This window comes from Prosthecobacter algae, from assembly GCF_039542385.1.
GTDB classification, from domain to species: domain Bacteria; phylum Verrucomicrobiota; class Verrucomicrobiia; order Verrucomicrobiales; family Verrucomicrobiaceae; genus Prosthecobacter; species Prosthecobacter algae.
The window spans coordinates 318,390-344,537 of the sequence record NZ_BAABIA010000003.1 but is presented as its reverse complement, the minus strand read 5'-3'; the positions used below and the strand labels follow the sequence as shown (position 1 = coordinate 344,537).

The 26,148-nt window shown below is 58.8% G+C and carries 22 protein-coding genes; 11 read left to right on the top strand and 11 right to left on the bottom strand.

Annotated elements, in window-relative coordinates:
- Positions 1 to 44 precede the first annotated feature (44 nt).
- A complete protein-coding gene (locus ABEB25_RS08290; protein WP_345735922.1) occupies positions 45 to 632 on the top strand; it encodes a methyltransferase domain-containing protein in 588 nt (195 codons plus the stop codon).
- A gap of 8 nt (positions 633 to 640) precedes the next feature.
- On the top strand, positions 641 to 1,777 hold the full coding sequence (gene alr, locus ABEB25_RS08285; RefSeq protein WP_345735921.1) for an alanine racemase: 1,137 nt from the start codon (positions 641 to 643) through the stop codon (positions 1,775 to 1,777).
- Between the two features lie 62 nt (positions 1,778 to 1,839).
- On the opposite strand, the gene ABEB25_RS08280 is transcribed toward alr, so the two are convergent.
- Positions 1,840 to 2,490, bottom strand: a complete 651-nt coding sequence (locus ABEB25_RS08280; RefSeq protein WP_345735920.1) for a type II secretion system protein — start codon at positions 2,488 to 2,490, stop codon at positions 1,840 to 1,842.
- Between the two features lie 311 nt (positions 2,491 to 2,801).
- Between ABEB25_RS08280 and ppdK the strand changes: the two genes are divergently transcribed.
- On the top strand, positions 2,802 to 5,861 hold the full coding sequence (gene ppdK / locus ABEB25_RS08275; RefSeq protein WP_425571995.1) for a pyruvate, phosphate dikinase: 3,060 nt from the start codon (positions 2,802 to 2,804) through the stop codon (positions 5,859 to 5,861).
- Positions 5,862 to 6,227: 366 nt separating this feature from the next.
- Here the strand turns inward: ppdK and ABEB25_RS08270 are convergent, their stop codons facing one another.
- The 3 genes from ABEB25_RS08270 to ABEB25_RS08260 form a co-directional block, all read right to left on the bottom strand.
- Positions 6,228 to 8,444: a M60 family metallopeptidase gene (locus ABEB25_RS08270; protein WP_345735919.1), complete on the bottom strand. Its 2,217-nt coding sequence runs from the start codon at positions 8,442 to 8,444 to the stop codon at positions 6,228 to 6,230.
- A gap of 122 nt (positions 8,445 to 8,566) precedes the next feature.
- Entirely contained in the window at positions 8,567 to 9,781 is a 1,215-nt protein-coding gene (locus ABEB25_RS08265) for a Gfo/Idh/MocA family protein (protein WP_345735918.1), read from the bottom strand.
- Positions 9,782 to 9,799: 18 nt separating this feature from the next.
- Complete coding sequence (locus tag ABEB25_RS08260; protein ID WP_345735917.1) at positions 9,800 to 10,411, bottom strand: helix-turn-helix domain-containing protein; 612 nt, start codon at positions 10,409 to 10,411, stop codon at positions 9,800 to 9,802.
- A gap of 38 nt (positions 10,412 to 10,449) precedes the next feature.
- Between ABEB25_RS08260 and ABEB25_RS08255 the strand changes: the two genes are divergently transcribed.
- From ABEB25_RS08255 to ruvB, 3 genes are read left to right on the top strand one after another with little or no spacing between them, the layout of a single operon-like run.
- Positions 10,450 to 10,818 (top strand): hypothetical protein, encoded by a 369-nt coding sequence (locus ABEB25_RS08255; protein WP_345735916.1) that lies wholly within the window; start codon positions 10,450 to 10,452, stop codon positions 10,816 to 10,818.
- Positions 10,819 to 10,859: 41 nt separating this feature from the next.
- Positions 10,860 to 11,660, top strand: coding sequence for a TatD family hydrolase (locus tag ABEB25_RS08250; RefSeq protein WP_345735915.1), 801 nt, complete (start codon positions 10,860 to 10,862; stop codon positions 11,658 to 11,660).
- A 48-nt stretch (positions 11,661 to 11,708) separates the two neighbouring features.
- A complete protein-coding gene (ruvB, locus tag ABEB25_RS08245; protein WP_345735914.1) occupies positions 11,709 to 12,713 on the top strand; it encodes a Holliday junction branch migration DNA helicase RuvB in 1,005 nt (334 codons plus the stop codon).
- Positions 12,714 to 12,826: 113 nt separating this feature from the next.
- On the opposite strand, the gene rsfS is transcribed toward ruvB, so the two are convergent.
- On the bottom strand, positions 12,827 to 13,303 hold the full coding sequence (rsfS, locus tag ABEB25_RS08240) for a ribosome silencing factor (RefSeq protein ID WP_345735913.1): 477 nt from the start codon (positions 13,301 to 13,303) through the stop codon (positions 12,827 to 12,829).
- Between the two features lie 134 nt (positions 13,304 to 13,437).
- Here rsfS and hisA point away from each other — a divergent pair, with 134 nt between their 5' ends.
- The 5 genes from hisA to nth all read left to right on the top strand — a co-directional run bounded on the left by hisA (position 13,438) and on the right by nth (position 17,766).
- Entirely contained in the window at positions 13,438 to 14,202 is a 765-nt protein-coding gene (gene hisA / locus ABEB25_RS08235) for a phosphoribosylformimino-5-aminoimidazole carboxamide ribotide isomerase (RefSeq protein ID WP_345735912.1), read from the top strand.
- A gap of 45 nt (positions 14,203 to 14,247) precedes the next feature.
- Positions 14,248 to 15,054, top strand: a complete 807-nt coding sequence (locus tag ABEB25_RS08230; RefSeq protein ID WP_345735911.1) for a fumarylacetoacetate hydrolase family protein — start codon at positions 14,248 to 14,250, stop codon at positions 15,052 to 15,054.
- An 88-nt stretch (positions 15,055 to 15,142) separates the two neighbouring features.
- Positions 15,143 to 16,495 (top strand): SBBP repeat-containing protein, encoded by a 1,353-nt coding sequence (locus tag ABEB25_RS08225; RefSeq protein WP_345735910.1) that lies wholly within the window; start codon positions 15,143 to 15,145, stop codon positions 16,493 to 16,495.
- A 194-nt stretch (positions 16,496 to 16,689) separates the two neighbouring features.
- Positions 16,690 to 17,100 (top strand): 3D domain-containing protein, encoded by a 411-nt coding sequence (locus ABEB25_RS08220; RefSeq protein ID WP_345735909.1) that lies wholly within the window; start codon positions 16,690 to 16,692, stop codon positions 17,098 to 17,100.
- Positions 17,101 to 17,112: 12 nt separating this feature from the next.
- A complete protein-coding gene (nth, locus tag ABEB25_RS08215; protein WP_345735908.1) occupies positions 17,113 to 17,766 on the top strand; it encodes an endonuclease III in 654 nt (217 codons plus the stop codon).
- Between the two features lie 340 nt (positions 17,767 to 18,106).
- On the opposite strand, the gene ABEB25_RS08210 is transcribed toward nth, so the two are convergent.
- The 6 genes from ABEB25_RS08210 to ABEB25_RS08185 form a co-directional block, all read right to left on the bottom strand.
- Positions 18,107 to 19,762: an ATP-binding response regulator gene (locus tag ABEB25_RS08210; RefSeq protein ID WP_345735907.1), complete on the bottom strand. Its 1,656-nt coding sequence runs from the start codon at positions 19,760 to 19,762 to the stop codon at positions 18,107 to 18,109.
- Complete coding sequence (locus ABEB25_RS08205) at positions 19,759 to 21,234, bottom strand: ATPase domain-containing protein (protein WP_345735906.1); 1,476 nt, start codon at positions 21,232 to 21,234, stop codon at positions 19,759 to 19,761. The genes ABEB25_RS08210 and ABEB25_RS08205 overlap by 4 nt, the downstream gene beginning before the upstream one ends.
- 234 nt (positions 21,235 to 21,468) lie before the next feature.
- Positions 21,469 to 22,317, bottom strand: coding sequence for a hypothetical protein (locus tag ABEB25_RS08200; RefSeq protein WP_345735905.1), 849 nt, complete (start codon positions 22,315 to 22,317; stop codon positions 21,469 to 21,471).
- 216 nt (positions 22,318 to 22,533) lie between these two features.
- Positions 22,534 to 24,417: a sulfatase-like hydrolase/transferase gene (locus tag ABEB25_RS08195; protein WP_345735904.1), complete on the bottom strand. Its 1,884-nt coding sequence runs from the start codon at positions 24,415 to 24,417 to the stop codon at positions 22,534 to 22,536.
- A gap of 48 nt (positions 24,418 to 24,465) precedes the next feature.
- Positions 24,466 to 25,716: a M48 family metallopeptidase gene (locus tag ABEB25_RS08190; RefSeq protein ID WP_345735903.1), complete on the bottom strand. Its 1,251-nt coding sequence runs from the start codon at positions 25,714 to 25,716 to the stop codon at positions 24,466 to 24,468.
- A 97-nt stretch (positions 25,717 to 25,813) separates the two neighbouring features.
- Positions 25,814 to 26,053 (bottom strand): acyl carrier protein, encoded by a 240-nt coding sequence (locus tag ABEB25_RS08185; RefSeq protein ID WP_078815772.1) that lies wholly within the window; start codon positions 26,051 to 26,053, stop codon positions 25,814 to 25,816.
- Positions 26,054 to 26,148 lie beyond the last annotated feature (95 nt).

Genomic DNA, 26,148 nt, shown 5'->3' with positions numbered 1-26,148 from the left:
TTCAGGTTGCAGCCTCGGTGTGGCACGCTCCCTCTGTGGTCATCATGACTGACTGGGAAAGCTGCTACATCGAGGAAAACACACCTTGGGACAAGGGGGCTCCATCGCCGCCCTTGTCAGCCTGGGTTCAAAAGCAATCTTCGCAGGGCCGTGCCCTCGTGCCGGGCTGCGGCATCGGGCATGATGTGGTGCTGCTGGCGGAGGCTGGGCTGGATGCGGTGGGCGTGGACCTTTCTGCAACGGCCGTGCAGAGGGCACGTGCCCGGCACCCAGACCACGCCTCCCGTTTTGTGCTGGGTGATTTGTTTGCCCTGCCAGCAGAGTGGACGGGAAGCTTCGATTATATATTCGAGCACACCTGCCTTTGTGCGCTGCCACCGGAGCTGCGGGCTGCCTATGCGGAAACGGTGGGCCGACTTTTGAAACCCGGCGGGAAGTTGGTCGGCGTGTGGTTTATCAATCCGGACATGGAGCCCGGTGAGTCCGGGCCACCCTTTGGCCTGTCTCCTGAAGAGTTGGATGCCTTGTTCCCTGATGGCCTATGGAGGATCCGCGAAGACTACATTCCGGGAGAAGCCTATGAGGGCAGGGAAGGACGTGAGCGCCTGCGCGTGCTGGAAAAACGGTCATGAGCGGTTCCATGAGCACAGTGATTGAGGAACAACCAGTTAGGCCAACTCATGTCGAGGTGGACCTCTCCTGTCTCGCAGAAAACTTGGCCGCCATTCGCCAACGGGTGGGAGATGCCAAGGTGATGACCATCCTGAAGGCCAACGCCTATGGTCATGGTCTGGTGCCTGTTGCCAGGCACATGGTGCGTTGCGGTGCGGACTGTCTCGGTGTGGCGTTTTTGGAGGAGGGGATTTCACTCCGGCGGGAGGGCATCACGGCCCCGGTGCTGGTTCTCGGCGGTATTGCGGGAGAGCAGATCCCGCTGTTTCTTCAGCATGATCTGACCCTCACCGCGCCATCCGTGGAAAAGCTGCACCTGATTGATGAAACTGCCGCCTCCATGGGAATGCGCGCCCGGGTACATCTGAAAGTGGACACCGGCATGGAGCGGATTGGCATTCATTACTACAGCGCAGCGGCTCTGCTGGAGGCCAGCCTGGCTTGCCGTCACGTCATCGTGGAGGGCATTTACTCCCACTTCGCGAATGCGGATGCGGAAGATCTGGCGCACGCGAAGCTGCAACTTGAGCGCTTCATGGAAGTGCTGTCCTTTTATGAAAAACGCAGCTTGCCGATGCCGCTGCGTCACATCGCGAACAGCGCCGGCATTCTTCAAATGCCCGAGAGCCATCTCGACCTCGTCCGGCCTGGCATTCTGCTCTATGGCGTTTATCCCAGCCATGAGTGCCAGCAAACGGTGGCGGTGCGCCCCGCGCTGACTTGGAAAAGCCGCGTGGCTTATTTCAAAGTGGTGCAGCCGGGCCATCCGGTGAGTTATGGCTCCACCTGGCAGAGTGACAAGGCGGTGCGAGTGGTCACAATTCCCGTGGGCTATGGCGATGGTTACTTTCGAGCACTGTCGAACCGCTCCGAAGTGATCATCCGAGGGGTCCGCAGTCCGGTCGTCGGCCGGGTCTGCATGGATCAAATGATGGTTAATCTGGATCAGGGCACCGCCTACAATGGCGATGAGGTGATCCTGCTGGGTGAATCCGGCGGGCACATTATTTCTGCGGCGGAGGTGGCGGAGTGGGCGGGAACGATTCCCTATGAGGTGCTCACCAACATCAACAATCGTGTGCCGCGCCTTTATCGCGGCGAGTGAATGCCGGGCATAAAAAAGCCGACCACGTTTTTCGTGATCGGCTTTTTATGAAGCGGGTCAGTTTAGCGCCAGGAGACGATGTCGTCCTTGGTGTTTTCGATCTTGTCAGGGCCAAAGCTGTAGATAGCGGAGGAAGCGCTCAGGAACTCGGGAGCCTTGCTGGAGATGATCTGGTCAATGCTGTTTTTGTCCGGGTTCTGGATGCGGTTGTCGTAGTTGGTATCCAGCAGCACTTTGTAAGGCAGGCCCCAGGTGTCCACTAGCTGCACCGGGGTGCCTTCGCCCGTGCCGCCGCTGGGGTCAACAATCCCGAACTGGTTGTTCTTGGCGGTTGGGAGATCGATGAACTTGATCTTGCGGGGGTTCATGTTGGTGCTGCCGCCGCTGGTGTCCACGTTGGCCATGAGGATGTTGATCATCGTCTGCGAGGTGCCGTCCGTGAGGAAGGGCTCCATGTCGCTGTCGCCGCCGGCGCTGGCGTCGTTCGGGTCAATGGGGAAGCGGTTATACTCCGTGCGGTAGTGGCCGATGGCCACATTGAGATCCTTCAGGGTGGTTTTGATTTTCAGCTCCTGGGCTTTTCTCATCACAATGTTGGTTGCCGGTACGGCGAGCGAAACCAGGATGGCGATGATGACGATGACGACGAGCAGCTCGATGAGCGTGAAGCCGCGACGGATCAGTGAGGATGGCGATAGGGGGGGCGTTTTCATGGAATGACGAGAAGAGGGTTTGGATCAGTGGCAGGGGCTCGCGATTGGGTGCGGAGACCTCCAGAAGATGATTTTATGTTAAATCAAAAACCCGGCCAAACGTCAATACACGATGATGGGAACGTTGACGTTTGGCTGGCTGCGGCGTGTCACGTTTGGTGTTATGCCGCGCCCCTTGGGCTCCGCGTCCAGAAGTGCCCACCAACTTTTCATTGTCAACTAATGCTTGCATCCTATAATCGGAAGATAATTATCGGCGCTCAGTCCCAAACAACAAAACCAAACAAGCCCCGATTATAACAACAACCTCTATGGCAAAAACAGCGAGCAAAGGCACCAAGGCAGTGAAATACGTTTATTCCTTCGGAGCAGGAAAAGCGGATGGAGATGGCTCCATGAAACCTCTGCTCGGCGGAAAAGGTGCAAACCTCGCAGAGATGAGCCGCATTGGCCTTCCAGTGCCTCCCGGATTCACGATCACGACGGAAGTCTGCACATACTTCTACGACCACAAGCGCACCTATCCGGTGGAGCTACAGAAGCAGATGGAAGCCGGTGTGGCTGCCATGGAGAAAATCATGGGTGCCAAGTTTGGTGATGCCAAAGGCATGCCACTTCTCGTCGCGGTGCGCTCCGGTGCACGTGACTCCATGCCAGGCATGATGGACACGATTTTGAACCTGGGTCTGAATGACCAGACGGTTCTCTCGCTCGCTTCCGTCACGAAGAATGAGCGTTTCGCTTGGGACTGCTACCGCCGTTTCATCCAGATGTATGGTGACGTGGTGCTCGGCGTGCAGAAGCGCGAAGGTGAAGACCATGAGCCTTTCGAGACCGTCATCGAAGAGTACAAGCACAAGGTTTATCACAAGGACATCGTGGACAGCGACCTGACCGCCGCTGACCAGCAGGAACTCGTCCGCCTTTTCAAAGAGCTCGTCAAAGAGCGCACGGGCAAGGTGTTCCCGAACAGCCCATGGGATCAGCTTCGCGGTGCCGCTGGCGCTGTGTTCGGTTCCTGGATGAATGATCGTGCGATCGTTTATCGCCGCAAATACGGCATCCCTGCTGAGTGGGGCACCGCTGTGAACGTGCAGGCCATGGTGTATGGCAACACGGGCGATGACTCCGGTTCCGGTGTGGCCTTCACCCGTAACCCAGCCAATGGCGCTGACGAATTCTACGGTGAGTTCCTCATCAATGCTCAGGGTGAAGACGTCGTCGCCGGCGTGCGCACTCCTGAGCCTGTGCTGAAGCTCAAGGAAGTGATGCCGAAGTCCTACGCTGAACTGCTGAAGGTCCGCGCGACCCTCGAGAAGCATTTCAAAGACGTGCAGGATGTCGAGTTCACCATCCAGCAGGGCAAGCTGTTCATGCTTCAGACCCGTAACGGCAAGCGCACCGCTGCTGCTGCCCTCAAGTTCTCCATCGACATGGTGAAGGAAAAACTTATCGATTGGGAAACCGCAGTTCTGCGTAACCCAGCCGATCAGCTCGACCAGCTTCTGGCCCCGATCTTCGACGTCGCTGACGTGAAGAAAGCCAAGGCCATCGCCACTGGTCTGCCAGCCGGCCCAGGTGCCGCCTCCGGCAAGATCTACCTCAACGCTGACCGCGCCGTCATCGCTGAGCAGAAGGGTGAAAAAGTCCTCCTCGTCCGTAACGAAACCAGCCCCGAAGATCTTCGGGGCATGATCGCCGCTGAAGGCATCCTCACCGCTCGCGGTGGTGTGTCCTCCCACGCGGCTCTCGTTGCCCGTCAGATGGGCAAGGTTTGTATCTGCGGTGCTGCTGCACTGGAGATCGACTACGATGCGAAGACCGTTACCGTTGCAGGCCAGACCTTCAGCGAAGGCGATTTCCTCTCCATCGATGGTACCAGCGGTATCGTCTATGCAGGCCAGTTGAAGACCGCTCCTTCCGAAATCATCACCGGCATGATCGGTGGCGACAAGGCCGCCCAGGCCACGGAGAAGTTCAAGAGCTTCAACCAGCTCATGAAGTGGTGCTCCCAGGCCACCCGCCTGCAGGTCCGCACGAATGCTGACAATCCAGAGCAGACCCAGAACGCGATCGCTTTCGGTGCCCAGGGCATCGGCCTTACCCGCACAGAGCACATGTTCTTTGAAGGTGACCGCATCGACGCCGTCCGTGAGATGATCCTGGCTGAAACCGTGGAAGCACGCAAGGCTGCCCTCTCCAAGATCCTTCCTTACCAGCGCGAAGACTTCATCGGCATCTTTGAAGCCCTCAAAGGCCTGCCTGCGACCATCCGCCTGCTTGACCCACCTCTCCATGAGTTCGTTCCTCATGACGAGAAGTCCCAGGCTGACCTCGCGAAGAAGCTCGGTATCACCACGGAGAAAGTCATTTCCCGCGTGAACGCTCTTCATGAGTTCAACCCGATGCTGGGCCACCGCGGTTGCCGTCTTGGCATCGCCTACCCAGAAATCACGGAGACCCAGGCCCGCGCCATCTTTGAAGCGGCGGCTGAAGTCCAGAAGAAGGGCATCAAGGTGAAGCCAGAAGTCATGATCCCGCTGGTCGGTTTCAAGAAGGAACTGGATCTCCAGGTCGCCATCGTTCATGACGTGGCTGCCCAGGTGCAGAAAGAGAAGAAGGTGAAGCTGAGCTACAGCGTCGGCACCATGATCGAAGTTCCACGTGGCGCTCTGACCGCCGACGAAATTGCCCAGACCGCCGAGTTCTTTAGCTTCGGCACGAACGACCTCACTCAGACCGCTCTCGGCATCAGCCGTGATGACATGGGCAATTTCTTGCTCCCATACACGGAGAATGAGATCTTCAAGAAGAACCCCTTTGCAAGCCTCGACCAGACCGGCGTTGGCCAGCTCGTCAAGATCGCCATTGAGAAAGGCCGTGCCACACGTCCTGACATCAAGCTCGGCATCTGCGGTGAGCACGGTGGCGATCCGGACAGTGTGAAGTTCTTCCACTCGGTCGGTCTTAGCTATGTGAGCTGCAGTCCTTTCCGTGTCCCGGTTGCTCGCCTTGCCGCTGCGCAGGCTGCGATTGAGGAAAAGCGCGCCGCCGCCAAGGCTGGTGCCCCAAAGAATGTCCGTAGTGGCAGCGCTGCTGCTCCTGCGGCAAAACAAACAAACAAAGCAACCAACAACAACAAGAGGAACACTAATATGGCTAAGAAAGCTGCAAAGAAAGCCGCCGCTAAGAAGGCTGCTCCTGCTAAGAAGGCTGCCGCCCCTGCAAAGAAGGCCGCTCCTGCTAAGAAAGCTGCCCCTGCGAAGAAGGCCGCTCCAGCCAAGAAGGCTGCTGCACCAGCTAAGAAAGCTGCTGCTCCTGCCAAGAAGGCTCCAGCAAAGAAGGCCGCTAAAAAGGCTGCTAAGAAGTAATTAAGCGGGTCTCACGGAGGCCCAAACACCACGGTGAAGTGATTCACCACTAAAAGCCCTGTGAGGTATCCCCTCACAGGGTTTTTTCGTGCTCCGAAGAGGCCTACCTTGATCTGGCTAACGCTTGATCAACTCTGTGGAATGCCATGGAGTATCGCGAAGGGATTCTCGGATGATGTTAGTCTCGGGGCCCCATCTCGTCGTCGTTGCGAAACTCTGGCCGAAGAAGAATGGCAAAAAGATGTTTGAGTGCCTAACCAAGCCTTCTATCCCCCAGTTTTGGGAGCCTATTTCGTGATTCATCGGCGCTCTAATCTCCAGGACGTCTCATGGTGGTGAGACTTCCTGGTTTATCGGTCGATAGTCCTACATCTCCGCAGGCATCCAGCTTTCCAGCTTGCTGACTTCGGCCTTAGCCTCGGTGCTCACGGGGATGCCCCAGGCGTCGAAGAAGGGGCCGAGATTGCGGTTCACGATTTTGGAATAACGGACGAGAAACTGGTCGCGTTTGTCATCGTCGCTTTCGGGCATGGGACCGAATTTGGTGTCGGAAAAGCTGTAAAGGTAGGCGCGCCAGCTCTCCCAGCCGAAGGCCTGGACTAACTGAATGTAGGTATGCAGGGCCAGGAATGGGTCGCCTTTCCAGGTGGCCCACTTGTCAGCCGCCTGCTTGATCTTGATCAGGTTCTCCTTGCGCCTTTCGGGCGTGATGGCGCTGTGGCCAATGAGCCAGTCTTTCTTCAGCACGGCCTCGTACACATACATGCCGAGAACGTTGTTGGTGACCTCGCCAGTGCCCTCGAAGGTGAAGTGACCACGCTGATGGTTATGCCCGATTTCATGATGGTAGCCCCAGCCTGGGAACTTGATGCGGTTATAAGTGACCATCTCCAGGGCCTCCGGCACGTGCAGCATGATGGGGTAGCCGCTGTGCATGAAACCTGCGCTGATTTGCACATCGGCCACCATGCGTTCTGGGCGTTTGCGCTCAGCCGTTTGGTTGCTGATGTCATCCTGGGCCTCGACGACCTGTTTCCAGAACTGCATGAGCAACGTCGGCGTGGTGACGGTGCGAGCCACCTCGGTGGGCACACTGAGGATCATTTTGTCACAGGCTAGCTCGGCCCATGGCGCAGGGCGTTTTTTGATCTCACTGTTCCATTTGGCATCGTCGTCCTGGCCTAACACAAATAGCGGAGCCGCGATACCGCCCTGAAGGGTGACGGCAAAGGCTTCTCCCTCAGTCGCACGGCCGGGGACCTCGATGTAAACGAGCCCGCCAAAGGCGCTGGCGATCTGGGTGGTTGCCGCATTCAAGGGCGCAGTCTTGCAGATGTCAGGTGCGCGCGACCAGGTGTCCAGGTGGTAGAGAGTGTCCGAATGGCAGCCGATGCGCACTGCATAGCCTTTGCCCGCGATCGTTTCTGGTGTGGTGACCGTGATGGTTTCCCCGGCAGCGGCGTAGATCCCGGTGCTGGTCCATCCAGGGATGGTGGGATCAATCTTCACCTCACTGGAGATGCGCGGGGCATCGGTGGGGGCTTTTCCTGGGAACGCTTCATGGGCGGGATGCGCGAGTGCTTTTTCGCTGGCAGCCAGTCGCAGTACGCGTGTTTCCATGCCTAACCGAATGCGTTCCGCCGCATGTTGGGCCTGGGTAAGCGGGGCTGTTTTGGTGGGGACGATGCCGTTCTTGCCGTTCTCTCCCAGGGCTGCGGTGACGGCATCCCGGAGGTTGCTACGGTCTGGAGGTTGGGCGGCTAGGGCCACCTGGATGGCGCTGGAGGATTGTTTCACCTCCTCAGGAGTTAGGGGGCTGCCACCCGCGCTTTGTTTTTTGATGGCTTGGATGGCTTCAGATGCATTCATCAGAGCAGGGAGGTCTGCTCTGGCTTGGAAAGTATTCAGACCGTCAAAAGCACTCATGTCCGTGAAGGCCACACCTGCCGGCATCAGGGCCTGATTGAGTCCGTGCGAAACGGCCAGGTCCTTTCCACCGCTAGTCTGGCTAAAGGCCCAGCCCGTCATCCCGGCGATGAGGCCCCCGCCGTTTTTGACCCAGTCGGCCAGGAGGTTGCCTTGCGCGGTATCGGTGACGTTTTGGGCATTGAGGATGATGACATCATAGGCCCCCAGTGTCTTTTTAGTGATGTCGCTGAAGCTTTCGGCTTTGAATCCCAGCTTGTCGAAGAAGGCCGTGGCATTCACACCTTTGAGGCCGATGCGGGGCTTGGCTTTGTTCCCTACCCAGGTGGCGCAGTTCTCCATCAGTTTGGCGTGGTCGCCACCGGCATTGCCATCCAGATAGCTGTTGTGGCCGAAGAGGATGATTCGGCCTTTGCCATGCCCTGCTGCGGCTGCGACTGCCAGTTCATTGGCCTCACGCCCGCTGGCAGCGGACAGCAGAGGAAAGGCGATGTTTCCCCAGATGGCGATCGGACCGGGGGCTCCTGTTTTGGGCAGGCTGGTCACACCTGCGAGAATCTTGGCCCGCTCGGCTTTGACGAGCTCTGGGGGCATCTGGCCCTGTAGATGGAAAGGGGCCAAAGCGGCGAGAATGACAGGAAGAAAATAGAAACGCATGGGCGGCATGAGGTTGGTTGGCGGCCGTTCTGAAAACGACACTGGGTTCCGGTATAACGGAACCCAGTGCGGTTTATTAGAATGTGATTGCTTTTTTTCGTCGTCTTAGCAGACGTTGCCGCTTAGCTCAGCAGAGTGGCGGCATCCACTTCGAACTTGGAAGTGTCTTTCTGCAGTTCCTCCCAGGTCAGGCTGCCGTGCTGATAGGCAGCGTTGCGGCCCAGGATGGCGGTGAGGGTGCTGCGCACGGCCAGGGGCACCGTGGCGCGTGTGATGTCCTTGTCCCCTCCATGAATGGCCGCGGCAAAACGGCCGATGTTGGTATCGGTGCCGGTTTTGTAGATGTTTGGGTTTTTGCCGCCGCGCCAGAAAGTGTCCTTGCCTCCACGGATCATGATATCGCCGCCGAATTTGCTGAGGAACGCGCCCTTGCTTCCCATGAGGTTGTTCACCATCCCGCCAGGGACGCCGCCTGGATCAAACTGGCGGGAGGTGTAGGTCCAGGGCACATCGCCCGGGAACTCAAACATGAGGGCAAAGTGGTCCCAGCAGTCGCCCACATCCACCCGGCCCTTGCGACCGCCATGACCGATGACACGCACAGGCGCGGCATTCATCAGCCGCACCATCACGTCCACACTGTGGATGTTTTGCTCCACGATGATGTCGCCCGAGAGGGCTTTGTCGAAGACCCAGTTACGCAGGCGCGCCCCTGGCGTGCCATCTTCTGCCTGGCGGGCCAGACGGCCCATGTGGTGGAGACCTTCACCATACATCAAGTCACCCAGAGCGCCTTCGTTCACACGTTTGATGCCTTCCACATAGAGGTCATCGCCCTGAGTCTGGAAATCCACCATGAAGGTGAGCCCCTTCTTCTCGGCCAGCTTGGCGGTTTCTTCAAAGGTGCGGATGCCAGGCACATCAATGGCGATGGGCTTGGCCACAAAGACATGCTTGCCTGCATCCACCGCCGCCGCGGCCTGCTCATTGTGAAAGTAGGAGGGGCTGACGACATGCACGGCATCTACGGCACCGTTGGCCAGCATCTGCTTGTAGGCATCCAGGCCCACGAAGCGCTTGTCTTTGGGCACTTGGAAGTGATCGCCAAAGGCGTCCAGCTTGTCCTGAAAAGCATCGGCTGCTGCGGCAATTTCATAACCGCCATGGGCCACAAACTGTTCAGTGGTGAAGGTTCCGCGACCACCGCAGCCGATCACGCCGAGGCGGATCTTGGCATTCGCCTGCGAGCCGAAGGCGACGCGCGAATTCGTAATGAGAAGACCGGCCGCAGCGGCACGGGTGATAAACTGTCGGCGTGAGGATGAGCTTGGGTTCATGATCAGGTTGGGTGGAGTCTAACGATAAATAACGACAAGAAAAACGAGGGCATCGCCTGGGCCTGCATTGACGATGGCATGAGGGACATCCGCAGGGTAGGTGCCGGAGTCACCTTTGCCCAGGTCTTCCGTCGCGCCGTCGGATTCCAGACGGACGAGGCCTTCCTCCACGGTCAGGAATTCGCGCGTACCTTCAAAGTGAGGCTGGCTGCGCAGGGCACCGCCGGGCCGCAGGGTGACCTCATAAAACTCCACATCCTTTTCCAAGTTCAGCGGGGAGAGGGTGCGGATCTCGCACTGCTTGTCCGAGCGGAACACCTGCGCCCGGTCCCGGCTGCGGATCACCTGGATCTTCGGGGCGGCCTCCTCCACGCTGCCGATGAGGTCCTGCAAAGTCATGCCAAAGGCCCGCGCGATGCGAAAAGTGACGGTCAGAGTGGGGTTCGCCCGTTCACGCTCGATCTCGCTGAGCATGGATCGACTGACACCACTGGTTTGGGCCAGCTCCTCCAGGGACCAGCCTCGGTCAGTGCGCAGTTTTTTCACCCGTCTGCCGACGAATTCCCCAATGGCCTCGGGAGGCATCTCATGGGCTAGCGGGGCCTTGCGGGCAGATTTCTTGGTGGCCATGGGGTGTCAGTATCTAGGAAAGGCTTCCTGTAAAGTGGATGTTGCTTGTCGTCATCTCTGGGCTGCCTGCTGAATCCCATGCCACCCTCTTGCCAGTGCCCAAACCCCGCCTACTTTCCCCCATGCCTTCCTGGAATCCTCCAACCTCTGTGAACCTTGTGGACCTCGGTTTCATGGACGCCCGCTCCAAGCTCATTGACCTCGCCGCCTTTCTGGACCGCGTCCAGCGCGCCGGGCAGGAGGATGACTTTCGTGTGGTGGCGCTGAAAAACGCCATCGCTCAGCTCTCGCTGAATTCCCCCACCCGTGCTCAGGAGATTCTGCTCAGCTTCAGCGACCCGAGCTCGGAACCCATCGAAAAAGCCACCATGCAGGGCGCGATCGGCGCGTTTAAAGCCCAGGGCTAAACCCAGGGCAGCTATCGTTCAACCTCGCCAACTTCCTTCCAATGCAATACATTGAGCCCCACGGTCACATGGTCAGCCGCACCACGGATGACTATGAGCGCATGGCCATCGCCGGCTGCCAGGTTATCTGCGAGCCCGCCTTCTGGGCCGGCTTCGACCGCGCCTCAGCCGACGGGTTTTACGATTACTTCCGCCAGATCACCGAGTATGAGCCAAAGCGCGCGGCCAGGTTTGGCATTCAGCATTACTGCTGGCTGTGCATCAATCCCAAAGAGGCGGAAGACACGAAGCTGGCCGAGGAGGTCATCGCCCTCATCCCGCAGTTTTTGGACAAACCGGGCGTGCTTGGCATTGGCGAGATCGGCCTGAACAAAAACAGCCGCAATGAGCTGCGCATCTTTGAGCAGCACGTGCAGGTGGCCCAGGACCACAACCAGCTCGTTCTCATTCACACGCCCCATTTGGAGGACAAGCTGAAAGGCACCCGCCTCATTGTGGACGCGCTGAAAAACTTCCCCAAGATCAATCCGGAACGGGTCATCATTGACCATGTGGAAGAGCACACGATTGATCATGTGCTGGACCACGGTTTCTGGGCGGGCATCACCTTGTACCCAGAGAGCAAATGCACGCCTCACCGTGCCATTGACATGCTGGAGCAACGGCAGGCCGAGCGCATCTGGATGAACAGTGCCTGCGACTGGGGCGTCAGCGATCCTCTCGCCGTGCCCAAGACCATGCAGGCCATGCGCCAGCGCGGCTGGACGGCGGAGATGATCGGGCGTGTGGCCTGGGAAAACCCCAAGGCCTTCATGGCCCAATGTCCCAAGTTTAAGCTGTAAGGCAGGGTTGACTGTTCAAATGATTAAGGTCAGTTAAGCTGTCATCCTGTGAATCCCGCCCTCAACGAAGCCGACTCTCCTTTCGATCTCGCCCTGCGTCCGGGCGATTTCGATGAATTCCACGGCCAGACCAAGGTGAAGGAAAATCTCCTCGTCATGGTGGAGGCGGCCAAGATGCGCAATGAGCCCCTGGACCACGCGCTGCTCTGCGGCCCGCCGGGTCTGGGGAAAACTACCTTGGCCAACCTCATCGCAAGTGCGGTCGGTTCGCGACTGCATACCACCAGTGGTCCACAAATAGAGCGGGCAGGGGACCTCGCCGGCATCCTCACCAATCTTCAGGAGCGAGACATTCTCTTCATCGACGAGATTCACCGCCTCCACCCCAGCATTGAAGAGTATCTCTACCCTGCCATTGAGGATTTCCGGCTGGACATCATCATTGACCAAGGCCCCAAGGCCCGCACCATCCGCATCGACCTGCCGCCTTTCACCCTCGTTGGGGCGACCACGCGAGCGGGCATGTTGACTGCGCCCATGCGCAGCCGTTTTGGCATTCCGAACCGGCTCGACTACTACACCACGGAAGAACTGCAACACATCCTCCTGCGCAGTGCCCGCCTGATGAAGGTGGAGATGGATGCCGCGGGCGCTTCGGAGATCGCCCGCCGTTCCCGCGGCACCCCGCGTATCGCCAATCACCTGCTGCGCTGGGTGCGCGACTTTGCCCAGGTGAAATCCCAGGGCATGATCACGGAGGCGGTCGCCAGCCAGGCCCTCACCATGCGGGACATTGATGAAACGGGTCTCGATGAGATGGACAAACGTTTCCTGGAAGCCCTCATCCACAAGTTCGAAGGCGGCCCGGTGGGGCTTAACAGCATCGCCGTCTCCGTCAGTGAAGACGCCTCCACTCTGGAAGATGTGCATGAGCCCTACCTAGTGATGCAGGGCTTTGTGAAACGCACGCCTCGCGGCCGTGTCGCCATGCCCGCAGCTTACCGGAAGCTAGGACTGATTCCGCCGGTGAGCGGGCAGCCGGATTTGTTTTGAGCCTGGGCACGAAGGCGGTTCACATCCTGACTATTTTCCCGCCATGCTTTAACAAAAAAGGCTCCAGTCACGAATGACTGAAGCCTGAATCTTTGGGAAATAGCCTTGAGGGCTTACTTCTTCTTCGCTGCCTTTTTGGCCGCTGCTTTCTTCGCGGGGGCCTTTTTGGCGGCCACCTTTTTCACGGCGGGCTTCTTGGCCTTCGGCTTTTTCACTCGTGGGGTAGGTTCGCCCACGGGCTGGGTGTCCTGCCAGTCCAGCCTTGGGGCATCGCCCCAGAGTTCTTCGAGGGCATAGTATTCACGCTTCTCAGGGGACTGGACGTGAACGAGCACGTTCGGGAAGTTCACGATCAGCCACTGGCTCTCGAAAGTGCCGTCGCTGAAAAGAGGCCTCTCACCATGTTTGTCGCGGAGCTGGTCCACGACCTCATCGCGGACGGCACGCAACTGCGGGTTGGAACTGGCAGTGGCGATGACGAAAAAGTCCGTCACGGGCGACAGGCCGCGCAGATCCAGAAGCACGATGTTCTCGGCTTTTTTTTCGTCGGCATACTTGGCGCACAGGCGCGCGATCTCGATTGATTCCATGGTGGTTGTTACAGCAACCGACTCTGAACTCCACTTTTGGGCAGAAAGCAAGCCCGCAGGCGGGCGGAAGACCTGGAGTTTGTTCAATCGGCCTTGACGTCGTGGCGTGGCCTCCTTAGCTCAAGCCTCCCACCATGACCCGTTTCCGCCCCTGCATTGATCTCCACGATGGCCAAGTGAAGCAGATCGTGGGCTCCAGCCTCAGCGATTCCGGAGGTGGGCTGAAGACGAATTTCGTCAGCGACCGCGACCCGGCTTGGTTTGCCCGGAAATACGCCGATGACGGTCTCACGGGCGGGCATGTCATCCTGCTTGGGCCCGGGAATGAAGCGGCAGCGAAGTCAGCCCTCGGCGCCTATCCAAATGGATTGCAAGTCGGCGGCGGCATCCGGCCCTGCAATGCGGCGGAGTATCTTGAGGCCGGGGCCAGCCACGTCATTGTCACCAGCTACCTGTTTGAAACCGACGGCAACTTTTCGGAAACCAGGCTGCAAAAAATGGTGGCCGCTGCGGGCAAAGACCGTCTGGTCATTGACCTGAGCTGCAAGGCCACCGCCAGCGGATGGACCGTGGCCATGAACCGTTGGCAGACGCTCACAGATCTGCACGTCACCCCAGAAACGCTGAAGCACCTGGCGGGTTGTTGTGCCGAATTCCTCATTCACGCCGTCGATGTGGAAGGCAAGTGTGAGGGCATGGACGAGGCCCTCATCGCTTTCTTGGGCGAACACAGCCCCATCCCGATGACCTATGCGGGGGGCATCCGCCACCTGGGTGATCTGAGCCGCCTGGATGAGCTGAGCCACGGACGTGTGGACGGCACCATCGGCAGTGCGCTGGACATGTTTGGCGGCACCGGGGCACGCTACGAAGAGTGTGTGGCCTTCAATCGTCGTTAAACTTGCCGTTGAACTGCGTACAAGTTCTTTCCCCCTCTCCCATTCATGAAAATCATCCGTTATTCCGATTCCGCCGGTCGCATCGCCTACGCCTCCCAGCAAACCGACGGCTCCGCCCGAGTCATTGAAGGCGACATCTTTGGCGACCATCGCGTGACGGACACCGTGGCGGATGTGGCCAAGGTTCTCGCCCCAGTGCAGCCGACGGCCATCCTTTGCATCGGCCTCAACTACAAGTTCCACGCGGAGGAAAGCGGTGCCGCCATCCCGGAGCATCCCGTGCTTTTCATGAAGAGCCCCGGTACCGTCCAGAACCCCGGCGACGCCATCGAACTGCCCCGCGGTCTGCGCAGTGACACTGTGGATTATGAGTGCGAGCTGGCCATCGTCATTGGCAAGGCCGCCAAAAACGTCAGCAAGGAAAACGCGTTGGACTATGTGCTGGGCTACACCTGCGCCAACGATGTCAGCGCCCGCGACTGGCAGAAGAACGGTGGCGGCGGCCAGTGGTGCCGGGGCAAGACTTTCGATACCTTTTGCCCGCTGGGTCCCGTCCTGGTCACTCGTGATGAGATCGCAAACCCCAACGCGCTGGGCATCATGACCATCCTCAATGGTGAGGCCGTGCAGGACTGGAACACGAACGACATGATCTTCGATGTGCCCACCATCATCGCCTTCCTCAGTGCCAGCACCACCCTGCTGCCGGGCACGGTCATCCTCACCGGCACCCCTCATGGCGTCGGCATGGCCCGCAAACCTGCACTGTGGCTGAAAGCGGGCGACAGCGTCACCATTGAGATCGAAGGCATCGGTTCCCTCACGAACCCGGTCATCGAAGAAGTGGTGTAAAATCCGGTCGGGAAGGGAGACGGCCTTGTCACTTTGATACGCATCTTGGTTTCAAGGCCTCGGGAAGGCATCGCGTATTCTTCCGCGCATGTCACTCTCCCGCCTCCTTCTTCCTTTCCTTCTGGCTTCCTCCCTGCCGGCAGCCGAGCCTTCCTTTGAATGGGTCGCCGCAGGGGGAGGCTTGAAAAATGACAAGACCCGTGCCGTGGCCGTGGATGGTCAGGGGAATGTCTTTCTTGCGGGTGAAACCACCGATGCGGGCAGCTTTGGTGAACTGAAGCGCGAATCCCTGGGCGGGTCGGATTTCTTCCTGGCCAAAGCCTCACCGGAAGGGAAGTTTCTCTGGGTTCGCAGCCTGGGCGGCAGTCTGGTGGACCGTGGTTATGGAGTCGTCACCGATGCCGACGGGAATGCCTATGTCACAGGTCATTTCCAAAGTATCGATGCCCAGGCTCTGGGCCAGGTGCTGCCCAATGCCGGGGATTATGACATCTTTGTGGCCAAGTATTCGCCGTCCGGGGATCTTCTTTGGATCCGCACCGCGGGCGGTGCCGGTTATGATTATGGCCATGGCATCGCCCTGGATGCCCAGGGAGATATCGTTGTCGCCGGAGCACTGGCTGGGGAAGGGAAGTTTGGCCAGGTGGTGGCCAATGCAGGCAGCAGCTCACGGGCCGTCTTTTGGGCCAAGTATGATGCCGGGGGCAGCCTGCGCTGGGTGAAGACGACTTCGGGCAAATTCAATGGCAGCGGGCATGGCATCGGCGCGGATGCCGGAGGCAATCTCTACATCGGCGGCAGCGGTGGGGGAAAGGGGCTGGCAGGAAAGCTGGCGCTGGAAACCACGGCTGGCCAAGCTGCGCTGGTGATCAAGACCACGCCGGAGGGAGAGCCCGTCTGGGTCTCGCTGATTTCAGGCACCCCGAGCGCTGGCTTCCACGAAATCGCGGTGGATGCCGCAGGTCGTGTGACCGGCGCGGGGATGTTCAAAGGCAGCCTGAAGCTGGGAGAGAAAGTGTTCAAAACCACCGGCGACAAAGATAGCGATGGCTTTGTGGTGCACTTCTCACCCGAGGGGCGGCCCCTCTGGTCCCAGGTCATTCAGGGGCCCGCAGTGGACTACTGCCTGGGCGTGGCGACAGATGGGGCGGACCGGGTGTATGTGACCGGCGAGTTCTCCGTCACCGCGACTCTGGCGGGGCAGACTTTGACCAGCCTGGGGGCCACGGACATTTATACCGCCGCCTTTGATTCCCAGGGAAACCTGAAATGGCTGCTGCCAAATGGCGGGGCCAAAGGCGACAATGCCTACACCCTCGTCTGCCAGCCCGATTACCTGATTTTGGGCGGAGGAGTGGCGGGGCCGTCCGCATTTGGCAAAAAAACGATGGAGTCTCCGGCGGCTGCGGAGGCTTATGCAGCCAAGCTTAAACTGCCTTGAGAGACCGCCAGGGGCGGGTGGGTGGAAAATCCGTGATTGATTTTGGAGCCCAAATGCCGCACGATGATTTTCAATTCAGCGGTAGCTTGAATGTCAAGACTTGTGAAATGATGAGAAACGCCACCACCTGCCTGCTCTGTATTGTCGCAGCCCTCCTCTGCTCTTGTTCTTCGTCCAGTTCGAACAAGAAGGTGATGTCCAAAAAAGGCACGCGCATCTCTGCCGTGCGGACCACCGCCTACACTCACAGTGAGTCAGACCACATTCAGTATGGTGCACGTACCGCCGTTGGCTCGCAGTTGAAGTATGGCAGCGTTCTGCGCAGTGCCGCCGCCGACTGGTCCGTGTATCCGGTGGGGACCATTTTCCAGATTGAGGGCACCCCCTACATTTATCAGGTGGACGATTACGGTTCCGCCTTGGTCGGGACCAACACCATTGACATCTACCAGCCTACCCGTGCGCACATGAATGCCTGGGGCGTCCGTCACGTGAACATCCGCGTGATCCGTTGGGGGTCGAAGTCCCAAAGCCTGGCCATCATGAAGGATCGCCAGAAGTATGACCACGTGCGCAAAATGGTGCAGCGCATTCAGCGCAGCTAATCTGAGATTGCCGTGACCAAGGCCGAACGCGCCGCCTACGTGCTCCAGCGGCTGGGGCAGCTTTACCCGGATCCGCCGGTGCCTCTGGATCACACGGATGCCTACACACTTCTGGTAGCAGTCTTGCTCTCCGCCCAGTGTACCGATGTGCGGGTGAATTTGATCACGCCCAAACTCTGGACGCTGGGCCGCACCCCGCAGGAAATGGCCCTGGTGCCGGTGGCCGAGATTGAAAAGATCGTCAAGCCCTGCGGCCTCGGTCCCCAAAAGGCCAAGGCAATACAAAAGCTGTCCGAGATCCTGGTCGAAAAATATGACGGTCAGGTTCCCGCAGATCTGGAGGCTCTGGAGCAGCTACCCGGAGTCGGGCACAAGACCGCCCAGGTCGTCATGGCCCAGTCCTTTGGCATCCCCTCCTTCCCGGTGGATACCCACATCCACCGTCTGGCCCAGCGCTGGAAATTGACCGAGGGAAAAAACGTCATTCAGACGGAGCGTGATCTGAAACGCCTTTTCCCCCAGTCCGCCTGGAACAAGCTGCACCTTCAAATCATCTTTTACGGTCGAGAACACTGCTCCGCCCGTGGCTGCGACGGCACCGTCTGCGAGATCTGCACCACTCTATTTCCTGAGCGTAAAAAGGCGCTGAAGACAAAGAAAGCGTAGAGCCATCGTGGGAGGGTGTTTTTGAAGGCAGGAATATTTTGATGGGAATAAGTCGGAGGACACACCTCCTACCGTTGCCTGGTGGCTCACTGAACTGCCAGCCTAACCACAAGCAACACTCCACACTCAAATGAAATCATTCCTCATCCTCTCTGTCACCGCGACTGTGATGGCGCTCACGAGCTGCAGTTCTTCCTCCATGATGAAGGACAATGCTCCTGCCTGTCCTGCATGCAAATCTGGCACCTGCACCATGCATGGTGAAAAGAAAATGATGTAGCTCGTGCAAAAGGCTCCTTGCTGTCATGCAGGGAGCCTTTTTTAGCCAAACAGGATTCATTCAAGCGTGCGAAGCAGTCCCAGTCCGCAGCAGGCTTTTGAGCTTGATCAGGTCCACCGGCTTGACGAGGTGGTGGTCGAAGCCTGCCTCCATGGCGCGTTGCCGGTCATCTTCCTGGCCGTAGCCAGTCACTGCAATCAGCAGGGCCTGACGGCCCCAGTCTTCCTGGCGCAGCAGCCGGGCGACTTCGTAGCCATCCATGCCGGGCAGGCCGATGTCGAGTACGATGGCCTCGGACAATTGCTGCTCCGCCTGGGCCAGGGCAGCGGCCCCATCATAAGCGAGGGAGACCTGATGACCAGCGCGGGTGAGCAGCTTGGCCAGGCCTACGGCAGAGTCCACATTGTCATCCACCACCAGGACACGGCGTGAAGTCATGATGGGCCGTGGCTCTTGTTCGCCATTGAGTGTGGGGGACTGGCTGGCCGCAGCGGCTGGCAGCCGGATGGTGAAGCTGCTGCCCTGGCCCGGACCATCGCTATGCGCATCCACGCTGCCTCCGTGCATCTCCGTCAGCTTTTGCACGATGGTGAGGCCGATGCCCAGACCGCCTTCACTCCTGGCAATGGAGCGTTCTCCCTGTGTGAAGAGCTGGAACATTTCGGGCAGGCGTTTGGGCTCGATGCCGATCCCGTTGTCCTTGACCGTCACGAAAATGTCAGCCTCCCCGCGTCCGGCCAAAAGCTGGATGCAGCCGTTTTTAGGCGTGTATTTGGCAGCGTTGGCCAGGAGATTCAGCACCACCTGCTCGATGCGCGTGGGGTCTGCTTCCAGCCATAGAACACCATGGGGATAGTCCCGTGTGAAGCGGTGGCCACGTTCTGTTATCAGGGGGCGCGCGGAGTCGCAGGCGCGGTCGAGAACGACGGCCAAGTCAATCTGGCTGCGACGCAGGCGGATCTTGCCAGTGGTGATGCGCGACACATCCAGAAGGTCATCAATGAGGTGGGCAAGCTGGTTGGCCTGCCGTTCGATCACGCCGGCGGACCAAGCCTGGGTTTCCAGGTCATTGGATGTTTTGAGAAGAGCGGCGGCATTGGCGACCGAGGCCAGAGGATTGCGCAGTTCATGCGCCAGCATGGCCAGAAACTCGTCTTTGCGGCGGTCGGCCTCCAGGGCTTCGGAAGTCATTTTTTCCCGCTCTTCCAGCAGGGAACGGACTTGATACTGGCGCTGCCGAGAACGGATGGCGGACTCCAGCGTGCTCACCAGCGTGTCGGGCCGGACGGGCCGCTCGATGATGGACACATTGCCAGTCGGAGTGAGGGCGGAAAGGTGCCGATGCCGTGCCCAAGCCTCTCGCGTGCCAGTGATGATGACGATAGGTAGATCCGACCAGGAAGGCTGCTTGTCCAGGAGATCAGCCAGCATGATCACAGATCCGTTGGCCAGCACTTCTTCTGCCAGCAGCAGCGCGCCGCAGCCTGCTTCCACCTTCCGGCGGATGTCGTTAAAGTCCAGGCAGATACAAGGTTCCAAACCAGCCTTTTCGAGGAAGGATGCAGTGAGCCGGGCATCGTTGCTGGTCGGTGCCAGGATCAGGATTCCCAAACCTTCGCGCCCAGTCCCTTCCGCATAGGCGCGGATAGACGGAGGTGGCGTCTCCGCACAAAGTTCGTTGGGTGGTTGCATGAGGGCAGGGGCGGCGGATTTCACCTGTCATCAACAAAGGTGGGCACACCAGTGAGCACCCCCTGGAGTTCACGCAGGGGTTCGCCCAGGGAGATACCTTCCTGCCCCACCCGGATTTCGCGAATGGTGCGTTCGTGGTTGCCGCTGCGTTTTTTAATGACCGAAATGGCCTGTTTCACTTCTCCCCGTGCCTCATAAAAACGAAGAAGCACCACCGTATCGGCAAGATAGGTGAGATCCACAGCGGACTGCATGGAGCCGATGAGTCCCTGCTGGGCCAGGACCATGATGGTGATGACGCCCTGCTGATTCAGGTAAGATAGCAGCTCATGCAGTTGAAGCGCCAGATAGCGCTCTGCAGGCATGGCATTGAGATAACCATTGATGCTGTCAATCACGATCATGCGAGCAGAGTCGTTGGCGACACCCTGCCGGATGCGGTGGGCGAGATCGCCGGGGGAAATGTCCGCCGGATCCACAGATTCGATTACAATGAGGCCACTCTTCACATGCGGCCTCAAATCCATGCCGAGCTTGGCCGCCCGGTCCAACAATGTCCCGATGGTTTCGTCGAAGATGAAAAGCAGGGATTTTTCACCGCGTTCCGCCGCCGACAGCACAAAGCGTACAGTGAGAGTGGACTTCCCGGTACCCGGTGGCCCCATAAGCATGGTGCTGGTGCCGCGGCCCAGGCCCCCTCCCAGCAGAAGGTCGAGTTCCTGGACCCCGCTGGGGAAATCCTCTCGGTTAAATTCACCCTTCTCATCTGCCGCGACGAGGCGTGGAAAGACCACCATGCCTCCTTTGCGCAGCACTAGGTCATGGCTGCCTTCCAAGAATTCGGAGCCGCGAATCTTGATCACATTGAGCTGTCGCTGGGAGACCCCGTACCCTGAGGCGGTGCTGACGAGAGCGATCACCCCATGGGCAATGCTTTCCACCTGAAGGTCATGCATGCCGGAGGTGCGGTCATCCAGCAGCAGGACGGTGCAGTTGCGTCCGGCGAAAAACTGCTTCAGTTGCAAAATCTGCCGTCGATACCGCAGGGGCGTATCCGCCAGCATGCGCATTTCTGAGAGGGAATCAAAGACGACACGCGAGGGATTGACCCTTTTCACCTCATCAATGAGGGCGTTGATCGTTCGATTGAGCTCAATTTCAGAAGGGTGGAAAAAGGTGCTCTCAGTATCACCACGGATCTTTTCTTCGATCGTGGAAAGCTCATACAAATGCAGTTTGGACAAGTCCCAGCCATGGGAGGCGGCGACGGTTGCGATCTCATCTTTCGTTTCGGAAAGGGTGATGTAGAGGCTGGTTTCACCCTCCTTCTGGCCTTGTAAAAGAAACTGCATGGCCAGCGTGGTCTTGCCGACTCCTGGATCGCCTTTGATGAGATAAAGCCTGTTGGTGGGCAGGCCGCCTTGAAGGATGACATCCAACCCTTCGACGCCGGTGGAGCAGCGGGGATTGGCAGTAGAATGATTGTGGGAGGCCATAGCTTGGCTGAGATAACTTAAGACCTAAGACCCCAGGTCGAAGCCGATCCGCGGTCTCTGGGGTATTATTCGGGTATGCTTTCTCGTCTGGATGTATGGATGCCGTCGCCCTGCGTGAATTTCTTACTGGCCGAGGGTGACTCCAGAACTACGGCGGGTTGGGCCTTCACAAAAAAGAAGCGCCCTGTTTCCAGGGCGCTTCCGTGTCTTGAGGGTGGGAGAGTAAAAGTCAGGTTACCAGCGGAGACGGGCACCGGCACGCAGGGTGCGGGTTTCGTCGCCCAGGTCCATGCCGACGTTCATATCCATCTGCGGGAAAACCCTGAAGTAGGCCCCGAAGTCGATGACCTTACTGTCGTAGTCGTTGGCGCTGCTGACGGTCACGCCAGCCTGCAGTTCCAGCCAATCCACCATCTGGTAGCGCAGGCTGGGGCGGATGTAGATGCCCCCGTCGGTGTAGCTGATGTTTCTGCCAGAGGAACTCAGATTGGCATACACCAAGCCCACTTCGCCGACGAAGTGCAGTTTCGGCGTGATGGCCATGTAGGCACCGCCGCCGATGGTGATGACGGAAAGGTCATAGTCGGCATCGGCCGCACCTTTCACATTCTTAGTACCGGTGCCGCTGCTCCAGTTGAAGCTGCCTTTGACGAAGAAAATCGTCGGCAGATCCATCGAAAGTGTCACGCCTAGGCCATGGCTGCCATCCAGGTCGCCACCACGTGGATCCACATAGCGGTAACTCGCTTCCAGGTAGCGGTAGTTCAGCATGTTGCTGCCGGTCATGCTCTGCTGCACGCCGCCCCAGGAATTCGTAGCGACTGGCTGCTGAAAACCATAGTTAGCCGCAGGTGCGGGCTCCATCATGGTCGGCCCGGCATAGGGTGAGCTCATGTTCGGCGGCGGCAGGGTGGGGGACATGGCGGTGTACCCGGTGCCTCCGTAAAGGCCGGTCCCTGCAGGCGGCATGGCCGCGTAACCACCGGTTGCACCCGGGTAAGTGGGGGCTCCAGGATACTGGGCACTGGCCATGGAGATGAGGCTGAAGGCGGCCAGGAGGGGGAGAGCAATGGCAGGTTTCATGGGTTTCGGGGTAAACCTTGATTATTTAACTATCTTAAATAATATAAAATATTCAGGGTTGCACTCAATTTTTTCAATATTCTCATTTTTTGAGTGGATGCTCCTGACTGAGTTGCCCCTGGAGAATATGGAATGCCTGTCTAAGCATGAGCTGTGGACAGACAAAAGAGGCCTTCTTTTTTAAAGAAAGCTGCTGGCAGTGACAGTGCCGGAGCGTCAGTTCCCCCCAGTCTCCTTGACCTTGTCCCCAGTGAGGAGATGATCGTGGAGGCGGGCAATGTATTCTTTGAGGCGCTTTTCGACCTTTTCGGGGGCCTGAGCTGGCAGTGCCTGAATCTGGGGCTGCCAGGGCTTTAGCCGAGACTGCCAGCGGTCCAGCACGTTGACGGCCTCGATGGCGACAAAGTAGGGCTGGGTCTCCATATCCGCGCATTTCAGCAGGGCACGGGTGCTGCGTTCCAGCACAGCGGGGGATTCCGCCACGCTGATGAGGGCCTCGGCGGCGGCGATGCGCACGCTGGGGGAGTTATCGCCCAGCATCTGCTCCAGTTTAGGCGCGTTGGTGCGGATGGTCTTGTCTCCCTGGATCAGGTAGCCCTGCACGCCCCAGTAGCGCACGCTGGCATTGGGGTGGTCCAGCAGTTTGGCCAAGCTTTCCGGTGTGGCTTGGGAAGGCTCAGTCGCCAGGGCGGCGGCGTCCAAAACGGCTTTGACCGGGTAGGCTTCATCGGTCGAAAAAACGTCCTTGGGGGATTTTTTGTCAGCTTGGGCCAGGCGTTCCCCTTCGGGGATGAAACCGAGGTCCCGCACCTGCTCCAGCCACTGGCGTTGCCCTTGAGCTAGGCGGCTTTTGATTTCCGCATGGGCGGTGGAGCCCGCCAGATTGATCGTCTCCCAAGGATCTGACTCCAGGTCATACAGTTCCTCGGCAGGTTTGGTTTTCCAAAAGCGGGTCTGGAGCTCAGGCAGATGGCCTTCATCAAACTTCGCCTTCCACACGCGGGTGGTCGCCTGCTGGAACATGTAGTTCAGAAACTGGCCATAAGGCAGTTGGGGCATGTAGTGGCGGATGTACACATACCGCCCGTCGGTGGTGCTGCGGACGAGGTCGTAGCGCTCATCCATGCGGCCACGAAAGCCGTGGATGAATTCGGGGGCCGGTTTGGCAAACTCCCCGCACACCGCCCGTCCCTGGAAGTAGTCCGGCGGTTTTACCCCGGCGATGCTCAGCAGTGTGGCTGTGAGATCGACAAAGCTGACGAGTTCTTCATTCACACCACCAGGGGCGTAGCCTTTGGGGGCGAGATGCTTCCACTTCTCCGGGAAGTGCATGATGAGCCCCACCTGAAGGCCGCTGTTGTAAGGCCAGCGTTTGAAGCGCGGCATGCCCGGCCCGTGGTCGCCGTAGTGCATGATGATGGTGTCCTCCGCCAGCCCCGCCTTTTCCAGCTCGGCCAGGTGCTGGCCGAGTTTGGTGTCCATGAGGGTGATGTTGTCGTAGTATTGGGCCCAGTCATGGCGGACTTCTGGTGTGTCAGGATGGAAGGGGGGCAGGGGGGCTTTGGCCGGATCATGAATCAGCGTGTGTGGCCGGCGGCGGATCTGGCTTTCATGGGTGATGGTGTTGTTGAAGACAGCGAAGAACGGTTGGCTTGCAGGCCGGTTCTGCCAGTGCGCCTTGCCGCTGCTCTCATCCCAGACCAGGTCCTTTTTGCCTGCCTTGGGCTTATCCAGGTTATAGTCTTCCTTGCTGTTGTTGCTGCAGTAATAGCCCGCGCTACGCAGGAGCTGCGGGTACATTTGGTGCCCCTCGGGCAGTGCCACGGCGCTACGCATGTGCTCGGCACCGTCGGCGGGGGCCCAGCGACCGCTGATGAGGCAGGTCCGTGCGGGGGCGCAAACGGGGGCATTGGACCAGCAGCGCTTGAAGCGGATGCCTTTGGCTGCCAGCGCGTCAATGTTCGGAGTTGTCGCATAGCTGTCCCCATAACAGCCGTATTGGGGGCCGTTGTCTTCGCTGGTTAACCATAAAATGTTAGGCCGATCCGCCGCGACAGCGGAGGTGGCCAGGAGGCAGAGAAGGGCGAGGTGACGAAACATCGCCGTGAAAACGTGCGAAGCGGACGGCTCTTGCGCCAAATGCCCGCCTCAAACAGCCCGTGGGTTTCCCTGCAAGGCGGCTAGGCGTTCTGCCAAAGGGGGGTGGCTATAATGAAGCCACACGGTGAGCGGATGGGGCGACGGGTGGGCGAGGTGATCGTGCGACAGTTTTTTCAAACCGTTCGTCAGGGGCTGATGGCTGCCGACAGCCTCGCGGGCATACGCATCGGCCTCAAACTCATGCTTCCGGCTCATGGCCAGGCCAAGAAGCCCGGTGAGGACGCCCAGAGGCTTGTAAATCATACCAAAAAGCACTAGCCCCATGCCGACAGGTGTACCCTGGACGCCAAAGGCGGCGAAGAAGCCAGGGGACTTTAGCACCCAGCCGAGCAGGCCCAGCATTAGGGCCATTTCCAGGAGATTCAGCGTCATCATCACCGGCACATGACGGCATTTGTTGTGGCCGATTTCATGCGCCAGAATGGCGACGATTTCCTCCTTGCCATGGCTTTCCAAAAGCGTGTCGTAGAGGGCGATGCGGCGTGTTTTGCCAAAGCCTGCGAAGAAAGCATTTGCCTTGGTGGAGCGGCGGGAGCCATCTACCACGCTGACCTCGGCGACTGGGAAGTCCAACTTCCGGGCGAGGGCGAAGATAGCGTCTTTGAGCTCACCCTCTTCCATGGGACGGAACTTCAAAAACACCGGCATGATCACCCGGGGCGAAAGCCAGGTCATCAGCAGGGTAAATCCGGCCAGAAAGAGCCAGGCATAAAGGGCGGCCCAAGCTTGAGTTTCGAAAAACCAGACGAGAGCGGCAGCCACCGGGATTCCCAGCAGGGCCATCAGGGCCAGGCCTTTGAAGTGGTCATTGATGAAGGTGCCGATGGTCGTTTTGTTGAAGCCGTGGCGGGCTTCCACTCCAAAGGTGTCCCAGGCCTGAAAGGGCAGGCTGAGCCAAGTCTGCGCTAGCAGCACAAGGCCGATGACAACGACGCCCGTAACGACGGGGCCGTGTCCCTGGCTCTGGGCCCAATTTTGTAGCCAGCCAAAACCGCCGCTCCACCAGAAAACGACCAGCACGCCGAGCAGCGTCACCTCCTGAGTAAACTCGACTTTTTTTGAGTCCCGGATGTACTCGCCCAGTTTTTCGCGAGTTTCTTCTGGAAAGACTTCCGCCAGATCAGGAGGCACGGGCCTCCCTAGTCGGGCGAGATTGAGGAGGGTGGCGAAGAATTCCAGGTGGAAAACACCGAGAACTCCCACCAGGGCGATGACGAACCAGGGATTGGAAAGGGACATGAGATGGAAGTGCTTCCTGAGCTTGGGGCCAAAGTCCAACAACAAAAAAGCAGACGGTTTCCCGTCTGCTTTCTGAAATGAACTCGGAAAACGAGGATTACTCGGCGTTTTCTTCGACGTAGCGGACCACGTCGCCCACGGACTGAAGCTTTTCAGCTTCTTCATCAGGGACGTCGATGCCGAACTCTTCTTCGAAGGCCATCACCAGCTCCACGGTGTCCAGGGAATCAGCGCCCAGATCTTCGATGAACTTGGCTTCAGGGGTCACCTGCTCAGGGTTCACGCCGAGCTGTTCGACGATGATGTCACGGACTTTTTCTTGGATGTTGTCTGCCATAGATTGAAGGGGGATGTGCGGCGGAGAGGTAGCGGCTGGTTATTATTTGGCAAGAGCGAATTCGCTCTTTTTTTCACATGCTGACGGAGGATAAA

Bases quoted from the DNA above. Each gene is read 5' to 3' on its own strand.
- ABEB25_RS08290 (WP_345735922.1), top strand. From the start codon at position 45: ATGACTGACTGGGAAAGCTGCTACATCGAGGAAAACACACCTTGGGAC.
- alr (WP_345735921.1), top strand. From the start codon at position 641: ATGAGCACAGTGATTGAGGAACAACCAGTTAGGCCAACTCATGTCGAG.
- ABEB25_RS08280 (WP_345735920.1), bottom strand. From the start codon at position 2,490: ATGAAAACGCCCCCCCTATCGCCATCCTCACTGATCCGTCGCGGCTTC.
- ppdK (WP_425571995.1), top strand. From the start codon at position 2,802: ATGGCAAAAACAGCGAGCAAAGGCACCAAGGCAGTGAAATACGTTTAT.
- ABEB25_RS08270 (WP_345735919.1), bottom strand. From the start codon at position 8,444: ATGCGTTTCTATTTTCTTCCTGTCATTCTCGCCGCTTTGGCCCCTTTC.
- ABEB25_RS08265 (WP_345735918.1), bottom strand. From the start codon at position 9,781: ATGAACCCAAGCTCATCCTCACGCCGACAGTTTATCACCCGTGCCGCT.
- ABEB25_RS08260 (WP_345735917.1), bottom strand. From the start codon at position 10,411: ATGGCCACCAAGAAATCTGCCCGCAAGGCCCCGCTAGCCCATGAGATG.
- ABEB25_RS08255 (WP_345735916.1), top strand. From the start codon at position 10,450: ATGTTGCTTGTCGTCATCTCTGGGCTGCCTGCTGAATCCCATGCCACC.
- ABEB25_RS08250 (WP_345735915.1), top strand. From the start codon at position 10,860: ATGCAATACATTGAGCCCCACGGTCACATGGTCAGCCGCACCACGGAT.
- rsfS (WP_345735913.1), bottom strand. From the start codon at position 13,303: ATGGAATCAATCGAGATCGCGCGCCTGTGCGCCAAGTATGCCGACGAA.
- hisA (WP_345735912.1), top strand. From the start codon at position 13,438: ATGACCCGTTTCCGCCCCTGCATTGATCTCCACGATGGCCAAGTGAAG.
- ABEB25_RS08230 (WP_345735911.1), top strand. From the start codon at position 14,248: ATGAAAATCATCCGTTATTCCGATTCCGCCGGTCGCATCGCCTACGCC.
- ABEB25_RS08225 (WP_345735910.1), top strand. From the start codon at position 15,143: ATGTCACTCTCCCGCCTCCTTCTTCCTTTCCTTCTGGCTTCCTCCCTG.
- ABEB25_RS08220 (WP_345735909.1), top strand. From the start codon at position 16,690: ATGTCCAAAAAAGGCACGCGCATCTCTGCCGTGCGGACCACCGCCTAC.
- ABEB25_RS08205 (WP_345735906.1), bottom strand. From the start codon at position 21,234: ATGGCCTCCCACAATCATTCTACTGCCAATCCCCGCTGCTCCACCGGC.
- ABEB25_RS08200 (WP_345735905.1), bottom strand. From the start codon at position 22,317: ATGAAACCTGCCATTGCTCTCCCCCTCCTGGCCGCCTTCAGCCTCATC.
- ABEB25_RS08195 (WP_345735904.1), bottom strand. From the start codon at position 24,417: ATGTTTCGTCACCTCGCCCTTCTCTGCCTCCTGGCCACCTCCGCTGTC.
- ABEB25_RS08190 (WP_345735903.1), bottom strand. From the start codon at position 25,716: ATGTCCCTTTCCAATCCCTGGTTCGTCATCGCCCTGGTGGGAGTTCTC.
- ABEB25_RS08185 (WP_078815772.1), bottom strand. From the start codon at position 26,053: ATGGCAGACAACATCCAAGAAAAAGTCCGTGACATCATCGTCGAACAG.